The sequence below is a fragment of the Cupriavidus sp. 2TAF22 genome (genome assembly GCF_052115045.1).
Lineage (GTDB): Bacteria > Pseudomonadota > Gammaproteobacteria > Burkholderiales > Burkholderiaceae > Cupriavidus.
In genome coordinates, this window is the sequence record NZ_JBFRFX010000002.1 from 190,412 (window position 1) to 207,864 (window position 17,453).

At 68.0% G+C, this 17,453-nt stretch carries 18 protein-coding genes and 1 pseudogene; 12 read left to right on the top strand and 7 right to left on the bottom strand.

What is annotated here, in order from left to right:
* Nucleotides 1-252 precede the first annotated feature (252 nt).
* Nucleotides 253-660 (bottom strand): annotated as a pseudogene (locus tag AB4Z48_RS03435) (transposase); the annotation flags it as partial.
* 646 nt (nucleotides 661-1,306) lie between these two features.
* Here AB4Z48_RS03435 and AB4Z48_RS03440 point away from each other — a divergent pair.
* Complete coding sequence (locus tag AB4Z48_RS03440) at nucleotides 1,307-1,600, top strand: YkvA family protein (protein ID WP_441612463.1); 294 nt, start codon at nucleotides 1,307-1,309, stop codon at nucleotides 1,598-1,600.
* Between the two features lie 9 nt (nucleotides 1,601-1,609).
* Here AB4Z48_RS03440 and AB4Z48_RS03445 read toward each other — a convergent pair whose 3' ends face one another.
* From AB4Z48_RS03445 to AB4Z48_RS03460, 4 genes are all read right to left on the bottom strand, one after another.
* Nucleotides 1,610-2,584, bottom strand: a complete 975-nt coding sequence (locus tag AB4Z48_RS03445; RefSeq protein WP_441612464.1) for a quinone oxidoreductase family protein — start codon at nucleotides 2,582-2,584, stop codon at nucleotides 1,610-1,612.
* A gap of 80 nt (nucleotides 2,585-2,664) precedes the next feature.
* Nucleotides 2,665-3,066, bottom strand: coding sequence for a methylglyoxal synthase (locus AB4Z48_RS03450; RefSeq protein WP_441612465.1), 402 nt, complete (start codon nucleotides 3,064-3,066; stop codon nucleotides 2,665-2,667).
* A gap of 106 nt (nucleotides 3,067-3,172) precedes the next feature.
* Nucleotides 3,173-3,961, bottom strand: a complete 789-nt coding sequence (locus AB4Z48_RS03455) for an SDR family oxidoreductase (protein WP_441612466.1) — start codon at nucleotides 3,959-3,961, stop codon at nucleotides 3,173-3,175.
* A gap of 1 nt (nucleotide 3,962) precedes the next feature.
* On the bottom strand, nucleotides 3,963-4,979 hold the full coding sequence (locus AB4Z48_RS03460; protein WP_441612726.1) for a DMT family transporter: 1,017 nt from the start codon (nucleotides 4,977-4,979) through the stop codon (nucleotides 3,963-3,965).
* A gap of 221 nt (nucleotides 4,980-5,200) precedes the next feature.
* Here AB4Z48_RS03460 and AB4Z48_RS03465 point away from each other — a divergent pair, with 221 nt between their 5' ends.
* The 3 genes from AB4Z48_RS03465 to AB4Z48_RS03475 all read left to right on the top strand — a co-directional run bounded on the left by AB4Z48_RS03465 (nucleotide 5,201) and on the right by AB4Z48_RS03475 (nucleotide 7,291).
* Complete coding sequence (locus AB4Z48_RS03465) at nucleotides 5,201-6,241, top strand: Bug family tripartite tricarboxylate transporter substrate binding protein (RefSeq protein WP_441612467.1); 1,041 nt, start codon at nucleotides 5,201-5,203, stop codon at nucleotides 6,239-6,241.
* Between the two features lie 118 nt (nucleotides 6,242-6,359).
* Nucleotides 6,360-7,010 (top strand): uracil phosphoribosyltransferase, encoded by a 651-nt coding sequence (gene upp, locus AB4Z48_RS03470; RefSeq protein WP_441612468.1) that lies wholly within the window; start codon nucleotides 6,360-6,362, stop codon nucleotides 7,008-7,010.
* 134 nt (nucleotides 7,011-7,144) lie between these two features.
* On the top strand, nucleotides 7,145-7,291 hold the full coding sequence (locus AB4Z48_RS03475; RefSeq protein WP_441612469.1) for a DUF3149 domain-containing protein: 147 nt from the start codon (nucleotides 7,145-7,147) through the stop codon (nucleotides 7,289-7,291).
* Between the two features lie 39 nt (nucleotides 7,292-7,330).
* Here AB4Z48_RS03475 and AB4Z48_RS03480 read toward each other — a convergent pair whose 3' ends face one another.
* Complete coding sequence (locus tag AB4Z48_RS03480; RefSeq protein WP_441612470.1) at nucleotides 7,331-8,887, bottom strand: helicase HerA-like C-terminal domain-containing protein; 1,557 nt, start codon at nucleotides 8,885-8,887, stop codon at nucleotides 7,331-7,333.
* A 260-nt stretch (nucleotides 8,888-9,147) separates the two neighbouring features.
* On the opposite strand from AB4Z48_RS03480, the gene AB4Z48_RS03485 reads away from it, so the two are divergent.
* The 8 genes from AB4Z48_RS03485 to rng all read left to right on the top strand — a co-directional run bounded on the left by AB4Z48_RS03485 (nucleotide 9,148) and on the right by rng (nucleotide 16,759).
* Nucleotides 9,148-9,873 carry a YebC/PmpR family DNA-binding transcriptional regulator gene (locus tag AB4Z48_RS03485; RefSeq protein WP_441612471.1) on the top strand — a complete coding sequence of 242 codons (726 nt, stop codon included), beginning with the start codon at nucleotides 9,148-9,150 and terminating at the stop codon, nucleotides 9,871-9,873.
* A gap of 101 nt (nucleotides 9,874-9,974) precedes the next feature.
* Nucleotides 9,975-11,243, top strand: a complete 1,269-nt coding sequence (gene purD, locus AB4Z48_RS03490; protein ID WP_441612472.1) for a phosphoribosylamine--glycine ligase — start codon at nucleotides 9,975-9,977, stop codon at nucleotides 11,241-11,243.
* Between the two features lie 258 nt (nucleotides 11,244-11,501).
* The gene (gene hemF / locus AB4Z48_RS03495) at nucleotides 11,502-12,413 is read left to right on the top strand and encodes an oxygen-dependent coproporphyrinogen oxidase (RefSeq protein WP_441612473.1); all 912 of its coding nucleotides are present in this window, start codon (nucleotides 11,502-11,504) and stop codon (nucleotides 12,411-12,413) included.
* Between the two features lie 10 nt (nucleotides 12,414-12,423).
* Entirely contained in the window at nucleotides 12,424-13,161 is a 738-nt protein-coding gene (locus AB4Z48_RS03500) for a nicotinate-nucleotide adenylyltransferase (RefSeq protein WP_441612474.1), read from the top strand.
* Between the two features lie 28 nt (nucleotides 13,162-13,189).
* Nucleotides 13,190-13,957, top strand: a complete 768-nt coding sequence (gene rsfS / locus AB4Z48_RS03505) for a ribosome silencing factor (protein ID WP_441612475.1) — start codon at nucleotides 13,190-13,192, stop codon at nucleotides 13,955-13,957.
* Between the two features lie 22 nt (nucleotides 13,958-13,979).
* Entirely contained in the window at nucleotides 13,980-14,450 is a 471-nt protein-coding gene (rlmH, locus tag AB4Z48_RS03510; protein WP_441612476.1) for a 23S rRNA (pseudouridine(1915)-N(3))-methyltransferase RlmH, read from the top strand.
* 113 nt (nucleotides 14,451-14,563) lie between these two features.
* A complete protein-coding gene (locus AB4Z48_RS03515; protein WP_441612477.1) occupies nucleotides 14,564-15,169 on the top strand; it encodes a Maf family protein in 606 nt (201 codons plus the stop codon).
* A 123-nt stretch (nucleotides 15,170-15,292) separates the two neighbouring features.
* On the top strand, nucleotides 15,293-16,759 hold the full coding sequence (rng, locus tag AB4Z48_RS03520) for a ribonuclease G (protein ID WP_441612478.1): 1,467 nt from the start codon (nucleotides 15,293-15,295) through the stop codon (nucleotides 16,757-16,759).
* Nucleotides 16,760-16,805: 46 nt separating this feature from the next.
* Here the strand turns inward: rng and AB4Z48_RS03525 are convergent, their stop codons facing one another.
* The gene (locus AB4Z48_RS03525) at nucleotides 16,806-17,441 is read right to left on the bottom strand and encodes a TetR/AcrR family transcriptional regulator (RefSeq protein WP_441612479.1); all 636 of its coding nucleotides are present in this window, start codon (nucleotides 17,439-17,441) and stop codon (nucleotides 16,806-16,808) included.
* Nucleotides 17,442-17,453 lie beyond the last annotated feature (12 nt).

Genomic DNA, 17,453 nt, shown 5'->3' on the forward strand with positions numbered 1-17,453 from the left:
GTGGTTTCGTGGTGGGCGCGGTGGACCGGGGCGCGGGTGTCAGCGGGTAATCCCGCGCGGGGGCCACCGGGCACGAAACCAGTGCCGTTCCCATGCCGTTCCCATCCGCCCCGGTCGCGGTAGTTTCAGGGTCAGACCTATGATGCCGAACACACTGCTTGTCCGGCCATCTGCCGTTACCGGCTTAAGCGGCCACGACGTAGCACGCTCGTGGTTTCGTGGTGGGCGCGGTGGACCGGGGCGCGGGTGTCAGCGGATCTCGCGCACGGTCATGCCACGGGCATACACGGCGATGATCTTGTCATCGAACCCGGTGAAGCGCCGCTCGTGCTTGGGAATCAGGATCGGATCGAAGCTGCTGTCGCGGTCGCGTGGGATGTCTACGCGCCGCGGGCCGTCTTCGGTCAGCTCGGTCTTGGCGCTCCTGCCGTTGCGCTGGTTGGCCGTGCCGGCCGGACGCTCGGTGCCGGGCGAGTAGCCCAGATGATGGCCTAGCTCAGCGCCCAAAGCTCGTTCGATCAGGGCCTTCTTGAACGCCATCGAAGCGTCCTGGACCGCCTCGGCAGTCATCGGGCCCTTCACGAAATGGGCGATCAAGTCCTCGGGGATGGTGTGCAGCTCACGGTCGGCGGCCTGGCTCGTCTTGGTTTTGCGTGGCATGACATGCTCCTTGGCGGCATGTTATGCCCTAAACACAAAATTTCTGACAGGTCCGCGCTGGGTTACCTCTTAAGCGGATGCCATTGGGCACTGAGCTCAAATAGGGGCCGCCGCGCCCACCACGAAACCAGTGCCGCTCCTAGGACGTGCCCATCCGCCCCGGTCGCGGCAGCAGCTTGAACTACCTGGGCCGCCGCCATCATGCAGCGCCACCACGAATCGGACGCCACCCACAGGATAGTGGCCGCGCGCACCGGTAACGGCAGGATGCCAGCAAAACCACGGCCCCCACGACGAAACCACCGACAACCAGCAACCCCAATGTTTCTGCCCCTGCCGGCCAGGCAGTCCGCTTTCTTTGCCTACTTTCTTTTCGGAAAAAAGAAAGTAGGTCGCTCCGGGGGAGCGAAAGCCGTTGACGTTGACGTTGACGTTGACGTTGACTTTGAAAGCACAAACAAGCACCCCACCACAACACCACAAACAGCACCAAGCCCATCACCGGGAACTTGAACCCCCGACAACCACCCCAAGCTATCTGCAACAAGACAAACCCGCCCCGGCTTTGTGGCCAATGAATTGTGGCCAATGAATTGTGGCGAATGAATTGTGGCTAATGAATCTCGCTGAGTAAAGGAGGCCCCTCATGTGGAAACGAATGTCAGCGCTATGGACCCTGCTGCGGCGCGACGGCCGCCTGCTCTGGTTTGCCCTGCGCCACCCCGATGCACCGGCGTGGCTGCGGCCGGCCACTCTCGGGCTGCTGCTTTACGCGGTCTCGCCCATTGACCTGATCCCCGATTTCATCCTCGGGCTCGGCATCGTCGACGACGTGGTGTTGATTCCGCTGGCGGTGCATTTCATGCTCAAGCGCCTGCCGCCGCACGTGCTCAGGCAGGCCGAGGCGCGCGCCGGCGCCAGCACCGTACGCGCGCGCTGAGCCTGCTGCCTAGGGCAGGAGGATGGTGGTGCCGGTGGTCTTGCGGCCCTCCAGGTCCCGATGGGCCTGCGCCACGTCCGCCAGTGCGTAGCGCTGGCGGACCTCGATCTTTACCTTGCCGCTGGTGACCATCGCGAACAGGTCGGCCGCCATCGGCTCCAGCAGTTCGCGGTGGGCCACGTAGGTCATCAGCGTCGGCCGCGTGAGGCGCAGCGAGCCCTTGTTGCCCAGCACGGAGAGATCGAAGGGCGGTACCGGACCCGAGGCGTTGCCGAACACCACCATGGTGCCGCGCGGCTTCAGGCAATCGAGCGAACCGCTGAAGGTATCCTTGCCCACCGAGTCGTAGACCGCGGCGACGCCCTTGCCGCCGGTGATCTCCTTGACCCTGTCGACAAAGGATTCGCGCGTGTAGACGATGGTGTGGTCGCAGCCGTGCGCGCGCGCCAGCGCCGCTTTCTCGTCGCTGCCGGCGGTGCCGATCACCGTCACGCCGAGCGCCTTGAGCCACTGGCTGGCGATCAGGCCGACCCCGCCGGCGGCCGCGTGCAGCAGCACCGTGTCGCCGGCCTGCACGCGGTAGCTGTCGCGCACCAGGTATTGCACGGTCAGGCCCTGCAGCATCATCGCCGCGCCCTGCTCGAACGAGATCGCATCCGGCAGGCGCACCACGATATCGGCCGGCATCACGCGCACCTGCGCATAGGCGCCGGTCGGCCGCCCCGCATAGGCCACGCGGTCGCCCACGCCAAGGTGGGACACGCCCGCGCCCACCGCCTCCACCACGCCCGCGCCTTCCATGCCGAGGCCGCCAGGCAGCGCCTGCTTGTACAGCCCGGTACGGAAGTACACGTCGATGTAGTTCAGGCCCACCGCCTCTTGCCGCACGCGGACCTCGCCGGCGCCGGGCTCGCCGACCTCGACATCGACCCACTGCATCACTTCGGGGCCGCCGGTCTCGAATATACGGATGGCCTTGCTCATGTTTCGCTCCTTGTGCTCGTGCTGTGTACTGCCCGTCGAAGGCATTCCTGAAGCGCGCCGGACAGCGCGCCAGGGTCACGTCAGGCCGGCGTGCCGGATTCGGGATAGAGCCGGCGCAGTTCCGCGATCAGCAGCTCCGCGGTCGCCACGTTGGTCGCGCACGGCACGTTGTGCACGTCGCAGGCACGCACCAGCGCATTGATATCGGGTTCGTGCGGCTGCGGCGTCATCGGGTCGCGCAGGAAGATCACCACGCCCACGCGGCCTTCGGCCAGCTGCGAGCCGATCTGCAGGTCGCCGCCCCAGGGGCCGGACAGCATGCGCGTCACGGTCAGGCCGGCTTCGTCGGCAAGCCGCCCGCCGGTGGTGCCGGTGGCCAACAGCTCGCAGCGCGAAAGGAAATCGCGATGGCGCTGGGCAAAGGCGACGATATCGTCCTTCTTGTGGTCGTGCGCGATCAGCGCAATGCGGGGGCAAGTCATCTGCGTCATCCTGGCCAGTCAGCGAAAGGCCGGGCCGGCGCGGCCCGGCTGGAAACGGGCCCGCGCACGGCAGCGGGGCCGCGCGCGGGGAACGGCAACGGGCAGCCTAGAACGTGCCCGGGAAAGCACCGCCGTCGAGCAGCACGTTCTGGCCGGTCATATAGGCGGCCTGGCGGCTGCACAGGAACGCGCAGGTGGCGCCGAACTCGGCCGGCTCGCCAAAGCGGCGGCTCGGGTTCTGCGCGGCACGGCGCTGCGACACTTCCTCGATCGACAGGCCGGCCTTCTTGGCGCCGCCCTCCATCGTCTTGTACAGGCGGTCGGTATTGAACGGGCCCGGCAGCAGGTTGTTGACCGTCACGCCATGCTGCGCGACTTCGCGCGCCAGGCCGGCGACGAAACCGGTAAGGCCCGAGCGCGCGCCGTTGGACAGGCCAAGCACGTCGATCGGCGCCTTCACCGCGCCGCTGGTGATATTGATGATGCGGCCCCATTTGCGCGCGATCATGCCGTCGACGGTGGCCTTGATCAGCTCGATCGGGGTCAGCATGTTGGCGTCGATCGCGGCCAGCCACGCATCGCGGTCCCAGTCGCGGAAATTGCCGGGGGGCGGGCCGCCGGCGTTGTTGACGAGGATATCGAGATCGCCGAGCTTGGCCGCGGCGTCCAGCGCCAGCTTGCGGCCTTCCGGGGTGGTGATGTCGGTGGCCACGGCCACCACGCGCCGGCCGTGGCGCGCGCGCAGGTCCGCCGCCGCCTTCTCCAGCGCCTCGGCGCCGCGCGCCACGATCACCACGTCCACGCCTTCGGCGGCCAGCGCATCCGCGCAGGCGAAACCGAGACCCTTGCTGGCGCCGCACACCAGCGCATGCTTGCCGCGCAATCCTAGATCCATCTCATCGACTCCTTGTGTCATCGAGGCGGCCATCCGCCTGCTTGTTATCCATGCCCTTCCGGCCTGCCCGCGCCCGGTCTTGCCGACGCGCCGACAGTAAATATATCCCGCCCATGACCAGCGCGCTGCCGGCCAGCTGCACGCCCGTGATCGGCTCGCCCAGCAGCCAGAAGCCGAGGAACAGCGTCGACACCGGGCCGAGCATGCCCGCCTGCGAGGCCATCGGCGCGCCGATGCGCGCCACCGCGATCATCGTGAGCGACACCGGCATCACCGTGCAGAACACCGAATTGACCGCCGACAGCCACAACACCGGTGCCGGCTGCAGCAGATCCGCCAGCGGGCGCCCCAGCACCAGGTACTGCACCACGCAGCAGGCAGTGGAGACGCACATCGCGTATGCCACCAGCCGCAGCGAGCCGATGCGCTGCACCAGCTCGCCCGACAGGATCAGGTAGACCCCGTAGGTCAGCGCGCTGCCCAGCACCAGCGCCGCGCCGAGCCAGACGCGGCTGCCGCTCACGTCGAGATCATGCGCGAAAACCAGCACGATGCCTATATACGCGAACAGCAACGACAGCCATTGCCTGCGGCTGATGCTGCGCTTGAACAGCACGGCGCTGGCCAGCAGCACGAAGGACGGCGTCAGGAACAGGATCAGCCGCTCCAGCCCGGCGGTGATGTATTGCAGGCCGAGGAAATCGAGGAAGCTCGACAGGTAGTAGCCGATGATGCCGAGGAACACGATGCGGCCGCGGTCGGCCCAGGACAACGGCGGCAGGCGACGCGACTGCCACCAGCCGATCGCCATGAACAGCGGCACGGCGAACAGCATGCGCAGGGTGATCACCATGACCGCGTCGATGTCGTAGCGGTACATCAGCTTGGCGACGATGGCCTTGCCGGAAAAAAGGACGGCGCCGATGGCAGCCACGGCAAGGCCGGTGCGCTGCGATGCCGGCTGGGCGGACGACGTGAAACGGGAAAGTGGGGATGCGGACACGAGGGCAAGCTGGATGGACACGCCGCGCGCCGCTGGAGACGGGGCGGACAAGACGCGAGCCATTGTATTCGAAAAGAGGCATGTGCACCGGACGCCGTTTCCTGCGCGGCGCCACCCACCGCCCATTGCCTGCCGGGCCGCCGTTCGCGCGTTGCTGGCAGCGGTCGCCAAACTGCCGTAAGCTCGCCCGTCGGCACGCCCGCGCGTGCCGCGCACAAGAAAAAACAGGAGCACACATGACGGCAGTTTCCCTCTTTGCGGCACCCCTCTCCCCCTCCCTCCCGGTCAAGGCTGCCTCCGGCAAGCGGCTGCTGGCGGCGGCCGCCGCCGCAGCCGCACTCGCAGGCAGCTGGCTGCCCGGCGCCGCCAGCGCGGCGACCGACTATCCCGCCAGGCCGATCCGCTTCATCGTGCCCTACGCCGCCGGCGGCACCACCGACCTGGTGGCGCGCACGGTCGGCCAGAAGATCGGCGAAAAGCTGGGACAGCCGGTGGTGGTGGAGAACCGCCCCGGCGCCGGCGGCAACATCGGCATGGAGGCCGTCGCCAAGGCCGCGCCGGACGGCTACACCATCGGCTTCGGCGCCATCTCCACCAATGCGCTCAACCCGCATATCTACAAGCACGTGCCGTTCGACCCGCGCAAGGACTTCACCGCGGTCAGCCTGCTGGGCACGTCCACCATCGTGCTGGAGGTCAGCAACAACCTGCCGGTGAAGACGGTGGCCGAACTGGTCAGCTATGCCAAGGCGCATCCCGGCCTGACCTACGCCACCGCGGGCACTGGCACGTCGATGCACCTGGCCGGCGCGATGTTCTCGCAGATGACGCAGGCAGGCCTGACCCATGTGCCATACAAGGGCAGCAGCCCGGCCATCAACGATATGCTCGGCGGGCATGTGCAGGTGATGTTCGACAACCTGCCGGCCTCGCTGCCGCACATCCAGGGCGGCAAGCTGCGCGCGCTCGCGGTGGCGGGCAAGACGCGCTCCCCGGCCCTGCCCAATGTGCCGACGCTGGCCGAGGCCGGCCTGGCGGGCTACGCGGTGGAGCCGTGGTTCGGCGTGTACGGCCCGGCCGGCATGCCGGCGCCGGTGGTGCAGGCACTCAATGCCGCGCTGGTCGAGGCGCTCGCCAACGCCGAGGTCAGGGACAAGCTGGTGCAGGCGGGCTTCAACCCGAAGGGCTCGAGCGCGGCCGAGCTGCAGGCGCTGACGATGTCCGAGTACGAGAAGTTCGGCAAGGTGGCCAAGAGCGCCAGCATCTCGGTAGACTGAGCGGCGCGGATGCCGGCCGCCCCGCCCTGCTGCGCCTGCGGCGGGCGGGCGGCCCGCATCCATTACAATCCGGCTGCATCGGGCCTTCGCGCCCTCCAGCCGCCAGCCGCTCCCCGCCATGAAGCAAGATCCCCGTTTCCCCAATCTGTACATCCTCGATCACCCGCTGATCCAGCACAAGCTCTCCCATATGCGCGACAAGGAAACGTCCACGCGCACGTTCCGCGAGCTGCTGCGGGAGATCACGCTGCTGATGGGCTATGAAATCACGCGCAGCCTGCCGCTCACCACGCGCCGCATCGATACGCCGCTGGTCACGCTGGACGCGCCCGTGATCGCCGGGAAGAAACTGACCATCGTGCCCGTGCTGCGCGCAGGCGTTGGCATGAGCGACGGCCTGGTCGAGCTGATTCCGTCGGCGCGCATCGGCCATATCGGCGTGTACCGCGACGACCAGCACCGCCCGGTCGAATACCTGGTGCGCCTGCCGGACGTGGAAGACCGCAGCTTTATCCTGTGTGACCCGATGGTGGCGACGGGCTACTCGGCCGCGCACGCCGTCGACGTGCTCAAGCGCCGCGGCGTGAAAGACGAGGCCATCACCTTCGTCGCGCTGGTGGCGGCGCCGGAAGGCGTGGAAGTCTTCCAAAAGGCACATCCGGGCGTAAGATTGTTCGTCGCCTCGCTGGACAGCCACCTGGATTCGAACGCCTATATCGTGCCGGGCCTGGGCGATGCGGGCGACCGACTGTTCGGCACCAAGAACTGATGCCGGATGCGGGCGACGCCGGGCGGCACAGTCTGCACCCGGCTTGATCCGCCTCAACGCCCGCGGCCAGGGGTCTGCCTAGACTGGGCAGCGGCACATCGCCCGATGTGCCGCGCCAGACCAGGGAGACCCAGATGGAAGCCTTCAAGATCCTGTTCACCACCGACACCGGGCTGATGAGCCTGGGCGTGATCGCCTTCATCATCGGCATGGGGTGGTTCTTCACCCGCCTGTTCCTGCGCAAGATGCGCGAGGACGCCGAGGCAGCGCGCAAGCGCTGACCCCGCCGGGTGGCCGCCGGGCCAATGCCGGGCCGCCGCCTACTTCTTCTTGCCCGAGCCCAGCAGGCTGCCCAGCACGCCACGGATCAGCTCGCGCCCGACCTGCGAGCCCACCGTGCGCGCCGCCGACTTGGCCATCGACTCCAGGATGGAATCGCCGCGGCCGCTCTTGCCGGTCCCCTTGGTCAGCCCCCCGAAGATCTCCCCCGCCTGGTCAAGCCAGCCGCCGCCTTGCGCCGGAGCCGGCGCGGACTGGCCCGCCCCCGGCGTGCCGGTGGCAGGCGTGGGAGCGGGCGCGCCGTTGCCCGCCGGCGCGGGAGCCGCGGCGCGGCCCTTGAGCTTCTCGTAGGCCGATTCGCGGTCGATCGCCTGTTCGTAGGTGCCGGCCACCAGCGAGGCCGCCAGCAATTGCTTGCGCTCGTCGTCGCTGATCGGGCCGATGCGGCTGCCGGGCGCCATCACCCAGGCGCGCTGGGTGATGGCGGGAATGCCCTTGGCGTCGAGCAATGACACCAGCGCTTCGCCCACGCCGAGCTCGCCGATCACCTTCTCCACGTCCAGCGCGGGATTGGCGCGCATGGTGGTGGCCGCCACCTTGACCGCCTTCTGGTCGCGCGGGGTGAAGGCGCGCAGCGCGTGCTGCACGCGGTTGCCGAGCTGGCCGAGCACCGTATCGGGAATGTCCACCGGGTTCTGCGTGACGAAGTACACGCCCACGCCCTTGGAGCGAATCAGGCGCACCACCTGCTCGATCTTGTCGAGCAGCGACTTGGGCGCGTCGTTGAACAGCAGGTGGGCCTCGTCGAAGAAGAACACCAGCTTGGGCTTGTCCAGGTCGCCGGCCTCGGGCAGCTTCTCGAACAGCTCGGACAGCAGCCACAGCAGGAAGGTGGCGTAGAGCTTGGGCGAATTGAGCAGCTTGTCGGCCGCCAGGATATTGACCACGCCCTGCCCGTTCTCGGTCTGGATGAAGTCGTCCAGGTTGAGCATGGGCTCACCGAAAAAGGCATCCGCGCCTTGCGATTCCAGCGTCATCAGGCCGCGCTGGATGGCGCCGATCGAGGCCGCCGAGATATTGCCGTACTCGGTGGTGAACTCGCCAGCGTTGTCGCCCACGTACTGCAGCATGGCGCGCAGGTCCTTGGCGTCGAGCAGCAGCAGGCCGTTGGCGTCGGCGATGCGGAACACCAGGTTGAGCACGCCCTGCTGCGTGTCATTGAGCTCCAGCATGCGCGACAACAGCAGCGGGCCCATGTGCGAGACCGTGGCGCGCACCGGGTGGCCCTTCTGCCCGAACACGTCCCACAGCGTGGTGGGGCAGCCGCCCCAGGCCGGCTCGGGCAGGCCGAGGTCGGCCAGGCGCGCCTTGAGCTTGTCCGACAGCTTGCCCGGCTGGGAGATGCCGGTCAGGTCACCTTTGACGTCTGCCAGGAAGACCGGCACGCCCAGGCGCGAGAAACCCTGCGCCAGGCTTTGCAGCGTCACGGTCTTGCCGGTGCCGGTGGCGCCGGTGATCAGGCCATGCCGGTTGCCCATCTCGGGCAGCAGCGCGAGTTCGAGTTCGGCGTTCTTGGCGATGAGGATGGGTTCGGCCATGGTCTCTCTGGTTGGCAGGCAGCGCGGCAACGTCACCGCTTGTCATCCCCCGCGCGTCCGGCGGCTCCCGACATCCGGGTCCGGCGGCGGCAGGGCCGCGTGATAAAATGCTGGGCTGATTATAGCCAGCCCCCGGGCCGGCTCACAGACACACGACACCTTCCGTCCGCGCCGGGCAGCCGCCCCTGGCTGGCCCGGCGCAGGCGGCGCGCGCTGGCCACGGCACGCGCATCAATACGAATTCCGCTTCGGAGAGAATCATGGCCGGTCACTCAAAATGGGCCAATATCAAACACAAGAAGGCCGCCGCTGACGCCAAGCGCGGCAAGGTCTGGACTCGCCTGATCAAGGAAATCACCGTGGCCGCCAAGCTCGGCGGCGGCGATCCCGATTCGAACCCGCGCCTGCGCCTGTCGATGGACAAGGCCATGGACGCGAACATGCCTAAGGACAACATCCAGCGCGCCATCCAGCGCGGCGTGGGTGGCCTCGAAGGCGTGAACTACGAAGAAATCCGCTATGAAGGCTACGGCCTGGCGGGCGCTGCGATCATCGTCGACTGCCTGACCGACAATCGCACCCGCACCGTGGCCGAAGTGCGCCACGCCTTCTCCAAGCAGGGCGGCAACATGGGCACGGAAGGCTCGGTGGCTTTCATGTTCACCCACTGCGGGCAGTTCCTGTTCGCTCCGGGCACGCCCGAAGACAAGCTGATGGACGCCGCGCTGGAAGCGGGCGCCGACGACGTGGTCACCAACGAGGACGGCTCGATCGAGGTGCTGTGCCCGCCCAACGATTTCGGCACGGTCAAGGCCGCGCTGGAAGCGGCCGGCTTCAAGGCCGAACTGGCGGACGTCACCATGAAGCCGCAGAACGAAGTGAGCTTCGCCGGCGACGACGCCGCCAAGATGCAAAAGCTGCTCGACGCCCTGGAAAACCTGGACGACGTGCAGGAAGTGTTCACCAACGCGGTGATCGAGGAATAAGCGGGCGTCCGGCAGGAACCCGTCACACGGCGGCAGCACGGTTCGGTGGATGAACGCGCGCTGCCGCTTTTTCGCATGCGATTTTTTTCTGGCAGTGGATCATGAAAGTATTGGTTGTCGGCTCGGGTGGTCGTGAACACGCGCTGGCCTGGAAACTGGCCCAGTCCCCCAAGGTACAGGTGGTGTACGTGGCGCCGGGCAACGGCGGCACCGCGCTCGACAAGCGTCTGCAGAACGTCCCGCTGACCGATCCGGAAGTGCTGGCGGCCTTCGCCGAGCGCGAAGGCGTCAGCTTCACCGTGGTCGGCCCCGAGGCGCCGCTGGCGGCCGGCATCGTCGACATCTTCCGCGCCAAGGGCCTGCGCATCTTCGGGCCCACGCAGGCCGCCGCGCAACTGGAGTCGTCCAAGGACTTCGCCAAGGCCTTCATGCAGCGCCACGGCATCCCGACCGCCGCCTACCAGACCTTCAACGACGCCGCGGCCGCGCATGCCTACATCGACGCGCAGGGCGCGCCGATCGTGATCAAGGCCGACGGCCTGGCTGCCGGCAAGGGCGTGGTGGTCGCCACCACGCTGGAAGAAGCACACGCCGCCGTCGACATGATGCTGGCCGACAACCGCCTCGGCGACGCCGGCGCGCGCGTGGTCATCGAGCAGTTCCTCGCCGGCGAGGAAGCTAGCTTCATCGTGCTGGTGGACGGCAAGAACGTGCTGGCGCTGGCCACCAGCCAGGACCACAAGCGCCTGCTCGATCACGACGCGGGCCCCAACACGGGCGGCATGGGCGCCTACTCGCCGGCTCCGGTGGTCACGCCCGCGCTGCATGCGCGCGCGCTGCGCGAGATCATCCTGCCGACCGTGCGCGGCATGGAGAAGGACGGCATCACCTATACCGGCTTCCTCTACGCCGGCCTGATGATCGACGCCGACGGCAACCTCAAGACGCTCGAATTCAACTGCCGCATGGGCGACCCGGAAACCCAGCCGATCCTGGCACGCCTGAAGACCGACCTGGTCGACGTGATGGAGCATGCGGTCAGCGGCAGGCTCGACGAGATCGAACTGGACTGGGACCGCCGCACGGCGCTGGGCGTGGTGATGGCCGCGCATGGCTACCCCGATGCGCCGCGCAAGGGCGACGTCATCACCGGCATCCCGCCCGAGGCAGAGGACAGCGTGACCTTCCACGCCGGCACCGCGCTCAAGGACGGCGTGCTGCAGGTCACGGGCGGGCGCGTGCTGTGCGTGGTGGGACTGGCCGATACGGTCAAGGCGGCGCAGCGCGCGGCCTACGCGGCGGTCGAGCAGATCCAGTTCGACGGCATGCAGTACCGCACCGACATCGGCTACCGTGCCCTCAAGCGTTAGTTGAAGGGCGGATAAATCTGCTGCGCGGCCCATGGCGGATCCTGCGGTGCTCGCCGTACCACTTGTACGGTGCTCCCCGGACCGGCCATGGGCCGCTCGCTACGATTTCCCCACCCTTCGACCCGGCCTGGGTTGGCACCAGAAACCCGATTCCGGCCTTTCTGGCGCCAGCCAGTACAATCATGACACCGCCATGACGGCCGGACAGGTGAATGACCTGCCCGGCCGTCGCCGCACCGGCCCACCCGCCCGTACACCATGATCGATTCCCAGGCAGTCCGTGCCTATCTGCTCGGTCTGCAAGACCGTATCACCGACGCCGTCGCCGCCATCGACGGCAAGGCGTTTGCCACCGATGACTGGGAGAAGCCGCCCACGGAGCGCCTGCGTGGCAGCGGGCGTACCCGCATCCTGGAAGGCGGCGCCGTGATGGAGCGCGCCGGCGTGGGCTTTTCGCATGTGCGCGGCGACGCGCTGCCGCCTTCGGCCACGGCCAGCCGGCCCGAGCTTGCCGGGCGCGGGTTCGAGGCGCTGGGCGTCTCGCTGGTCTTCCATCCCCGCAATCCCTACGTGCCTACGGTGCACATGAACGTGCGCTGCCTGATGGCGGTGAAGGACGGCGCCGAGCCGGTCTGGTGGTTCGGCGGCGGCATGGACCTGACGCCGTACTACGGCGACACGGGCGATTGCGAGCACTTCCACCGTACCTGCCGCGACGCACTGGCACCTTACGGCCCGGACCTCTATGCGCGCTTCAAGCAATGGTGCGACGAGTACTTCTTCCTCAAGCACCGCGGCGAAGCGCGCGGCATCGGCGGCATCTTCTTCGATGATTTTTCCGCGCTCGGCTTCGAGCGCAGCTTTGCCATGATGCAGTCGGTGGGCGACGCCTTCCTGGATGCCTACCTGCCGATCCTGCAAGCCCGCAAGGACAGCGCCTACGGTGAACGCGAACGGGACTTCCAGGCCTACCGGCGCGGCCGCTACGTGGAGTTCAACCTGGTGTTCGACCGCGGCACGCATTTCGGCCTGCAATCCGGCGGGCGCAGCGAGTCCATCCTGATGTCGATGCCGCCGCAGGCCAGCTGGCGCTACGACTGGCAGCCGGAGCCGGGCAGCGCCGAAGCGGCCCTGTACACCGACTTCCTGCCCGTGCGGGACTGGGCCTGACGGCGAGCGTATGGAACACGAACACGACAAGGCACGACCACGCAACGCCGCCGATGGCGAGCGCCCCTACCGCCTCGGCATCCTCGGCGGCACCTTCGACCCGCCGCATATCGGCCACGTAGCGCTCGCCAGGCTCTGCATCGAACACCTCGAACTGGACGAACTGGTCTGGATCCCGACCGGCCAGTCATGGCAGAAGGGCGACGATGTCACCCCCGCCGCCGACCGGCTGGCGATGACCGAGCTTGCCTCCGCCGCGCTGGCCGACACCCGCGCGCATGTCCACGCCAGCCGCATGGAAGTGGACCGCGCCGGCCCCAGCTATACCGTCGACACCGTGCACGAACTGCGCCAGCACTATGGCCCCCACGCCTCCATGGCATGGCTGATGGGTGCCGACCAGTTGCTGCGCCTGCACACCTGGCACGGCTGGCAGGCGCTGTTCGCGGACGTGCACCTGTGCGTGGCGACACGGCCCGGTTTCGACCTCTCCGGACTCGACGGACCGGTGCGCCAGGAGCTCGCCACGCGCCGGGGGTCCACCCACCTGATACAATCCACGCCCTCCGGCCACATGTGGATCGACCAGACGCTCGCCGTCGACCTCTCCTCCACCGCCCTTCGCCAACGCCTGGCCGCCGGACAGCCGGCAGATGACCAACTGCCGCCCGGCGTGGCACACTACATCGCGAGCCGCGGCCTTTACCGGCCTGCCCAGTCGGATCTGCCCGACCCGGCCCGCCCATAAACCGATCTCAGCTGAACAAGAACGCACCATGGATATTCGCAAACTGCAACGCGCCATCGTCGAAGGCCTCGAAGATGTCAAAGCGCAGGACATCAAGGTGTACGACACCACCCACCTGACCGAACTGTTCGACCGGGTGGTGATCGCCAGCGGGACCTCGAACCGCCAGACCAAGGCGCTGGCCGCCTCGGTGCGCGATACCGTCAAGGGTGCGGGCGGCCATATCATCGCGGTGGAAGGGCTGGAAACGGGCGAATGGGTGCTGGTCGACTGSGGCGACGCCGTGGTCCACATCATGCAGCCGCAGCTGCGCATGTACTACAACCTCGAGGAAATCTGGGGCGACAAGCCGGTGCGCCTGAAGCTGGCCGCCAAGAAGGGCCTGGCCAAGGCCAGCGAGCCGATGGACGACGACGAGGACGACGCCCCCGTGGTGCGCACCGTGCGCCGCGCCAGCGGCCTGCGCCCCGCCCTGGCGCGCCTGCCCGAAGGCATGAAAGAGCCGTCGCCGCCGCTTGGCCACGAAGACACGGACGCCGACGCCATCGCCGTCAACCGCGCGCCGACCGTGCAGAAGCGCCTGACCAGCGCGCTGGGCTCGGCCCCCGCGCGCAAGGCGCCGGCCAAGACCGCGGCACCGCGCAAGACCGCCGCCGGCACCGCACGCAAGACGGCTGCCAAGACCGCCCCCAAGCCGGCCACCAAGACGGCTGCCAAGGCACCGGCGAAGGCGCCTGCGAAGACCGCCGCCGCCAAGGCGCCGGCCGCGCGCAAGCGCACAACCCGCTCGGCCTGAGCCTGGCCGGCACCACCCTGCCATGCAGTTGCTGATCGTGGCCGTCGGCCACAAGATGCCCGGCTGGATCGAGACGGGCTTCGCCGAGTACGCCAAGCGCATGCCGCCGGAGCTGCGCATCGAGCTGCGCGAGATCAAGCCCGAGGCGCGCTCCTCCAGCAATAACGCCACCACCGTGATGCAGCGCGAGGCGGCCCGCATCGAGGCGGCGCTGCCCAGGCAATGCCGCATCGTGGCGCTGGACGAGCGGGGCCGTGATCTCACCACGGTGCAGCTCGCGGGCCAGCTGACCGACTGGCAGCGCGAAGGCGGCGACGTGGCCTTCCTGATCGGCGGCGCCGACGGGCTCGACCCGGCCCTCAAGGCGCGCGCGCAAACCCTGCTGCGCTTGTCCAGCCTCACCCTGCCGCACGGCATGGTGCGCGTGCTGCTGGCCGAGCAGCTCTACCGCGCCTGGTCGGTCACGCAGAATCATCCGTATCACCGCGCCTGAGCCGCGGGCGGGGGCCATTCCTGCCGCGGCGCGGCAGGCGGGTACAATGCGGCCCAAGCGGCGCATGGCGACCGCCGGATCTTTCCCCTCAGGACTTCCCGACTGGCCCAGCCGTGACCCACACCTTCCTCTATCTCGCCTCCCAGAGCCCGCGCCGGCGCGAGTTGCTGACCCAGCTCGGGGTTGCCTACGAACTGCTGCTGGCCGACGACGACGAGGACGCCGAAGCGCTCGAAGCCGTGCTGCCCGGCGAAAGCCCGGACGACTACGTGCAGCGCGTCTGCGCGCTCAAGGCCGAAGCCGCGCTGCGCCGCCGCGAGCGGCGCGCCCTGCCCGACGCCCCCATCCTCACTTCCGACACGACGGTATGCCTGGGCGGCGACATCCTCGGCAAGCCCGCCGACGATGCCGACGCCGTGCGCATGCTGGGCGCGCTATCGGGCAGCACCCACCGCGTGCTGACCGCGGTGACGGTGGTCTCCACGCTGGGCCTGCGCCATGCGCTGTCCATCTCCGAGGTCACCTTCCGCGCCATGAGCCAGGCCGAGATCGCGGCCTATGTCGCCAGCGGCGAGCCGGCCGGCAAGGCCGGCGCATACGGCATCCAGGGCCGCGCGGCGGAATTCGTGGCGCAAATCGGCGGCAGCTATTCGGGTATCATGGGCTTGCCCCTGTTCGAGACGGCTGCGCTGCTCCGACAGGCCCAACTGCGGTTCTGAGAACCCGCCACCGACCTTCCGTTATCCCATGGCATGCACGGCCATGGCATCGCCCCCGGAGCGCGTGGCGGCATAGTGCGGACAACCCCCTGGCCGGCCCGCCGGCGACGAGATTCACCCAACATGACTGAAGATATCCTCGTCAACATCACACCGCAGGAAACGCGCGTGGCCATCGTGCAGCAGGCCGCCGTGCAGGAACTCCATGTCGAGCGCACGCTGTCGCGCGGGCTGGTCGGCAACATCTATCTTGGCAAGGTCGTGCGCGTGCTGCCCGGCATGCAGTCCGCCTTCATCGATATCGGCCTCGAGCGCGCGGCCTTTCTCCACGTTGCCGACATCTGGCACCCGCGCGACCCGGAGAAAAACGGCAACGCCGCGCCGCTGGCGATCGAGAAGACGCTCTACGAAGGCCAGGCGCTGATGGTGCAGGTGATCAAGGACCCGATCGGCACCAAGGGCGCGCGCCTGTCGACCCAGGTCAGCATCGCCGGGCGCACCCTGGTCTACCTGCCGCAGGACCCGCACATCGGCATCTCTCAGCGCATCGAAGGCGAGGTCGACCGCGAAGCCCTGCGCGCGCGCGTGCAGAGCCTGGTGCCGGCCGACGAGCGCGGCGGCTTTATCGTGCGCACCATCGCCGAGGAATCGAGCAACGAAGAACTCGGCAACGACATCGCCTACCTGCGCAAGATCTGGGCCTCGATCCGCCAGAACGCCACCACCCTGCCCGCGCCCAGCCTGCTCTACCAGGACCTGAACCTGGCCCAGCGCGTGCTGCGCGATTTCGTCAGCGACGCCACCAACGCGATCCAGGTGGACTCGCGCGAGAATTACCAGAAGCTGGTCGAGTTCGCCCAGGAATACACGCCGGCGGTGCTGTCGCGCCTGACCCACTACACCGGCGAGCGCCCCGTCTTCGATCTCTTCAACATCGACGCCGAGATCGAGAAGGCGCTGTCGCGCCGCGTCGACCTCAAGTCCGGCGGCTACCTGATGATCGACCAGACGGAGGCCATGACCACCATCGACGTCAACACCGGGGGCTATGTCGGCGCGCGCAATTTCGACGACACCATCTTCAAGACCAACCTGGAGGCGGCGCATACCATCGCGCGCCAGTTGCGGCTGCGCAACCTTGGCGGGATCATCATCATCGATTTCATCGACATGGAGAACGGCGAGCACCGCGACGCCGTGCTGTCCGAGCTCAAGCGCGCGCTCTCGCGCGACCGCACCCGCATCACCGTCAACAGCTTCTCGCAGCTCGGCCTGGTGGAGATGACCCGCAAGCGCACCCGCGAATCGCTGGCGCACGTGCTGTGCGAGCAATGCCCGGTGTGCCAGGGCAAGGGCCAGGTCAAGACGCCGCGCACCGTGTGCTACGACATCCTGCGCGAGATCATGCGCGAATCGCGCCAGTTCAATCCGCGCGAGTTCCGCATCCTGGGCTCGCAGCATGTGATCGACCTGTTCCTCGAAGAGGAAAGCCAGCACCTGGCCATGCTCGGCGACTTCATCGGCAAGCCGATCTCGCTGCAGGTGGAATCGACCTTCCACCAGGAACAGTACGACATCATCCTGATGTAGTCCGAGGCGGCGCGGGCCACGCCGCCCGCTTCCGCCTTGCGCGGCCTTACTCCGCCTTCTCCCGCAGGAACCCCCGGATCAGCCGCGCCAGTTCCTCTTCCAGCTCTGGCCGTCCGAGCATGGTTTCGTCCACGGCGAGCGCGCTGCGAATCACACCGATCACGGCCTGCGTCAGCACAAAGGCGGCCATGGGCCGCAGTACCACGGCGCGATTCTGCGCATCCACCAACCGGCCCGAACTCAGCCATTGCGCGACCTGCGCCGCGGAATTGTCCAGCGCCGGCTGGGCACGCGAGGCCAGCGCCACTTCCACCAGGATCTTGCGAACGCGGTAACGGCCGCCGAAAGCGCCCAGGAGCGCGCGCACGAGCAATCTGGCGCGCTCGCGGGGATCGGCAGCGCCCGGCGTGCTCAGGAGCTCATCGAGGCGGCCAAGCACGCGTTCGATCTCGCGGCGGCCCAGCGCCTGCATCACCTCCTGCTTGTTCGAGAAATACTGGTAGAGCGTGCCGATGCTGATGCCGGCGACCTCGGCGATGCGATTGGTGCTGAGTGCCTCCAGCCCCTCTTTCTCCAGCAGGCGGATGGTAGACTCGAATATGAGTTCGATCTTCTCGCGGGAGCGAGCCTGGATCGGCCGTCGGCGGCCGGCACCGTTGCGCTGCAGGGGTTGCGACTCCATGGGGCGTGCTCC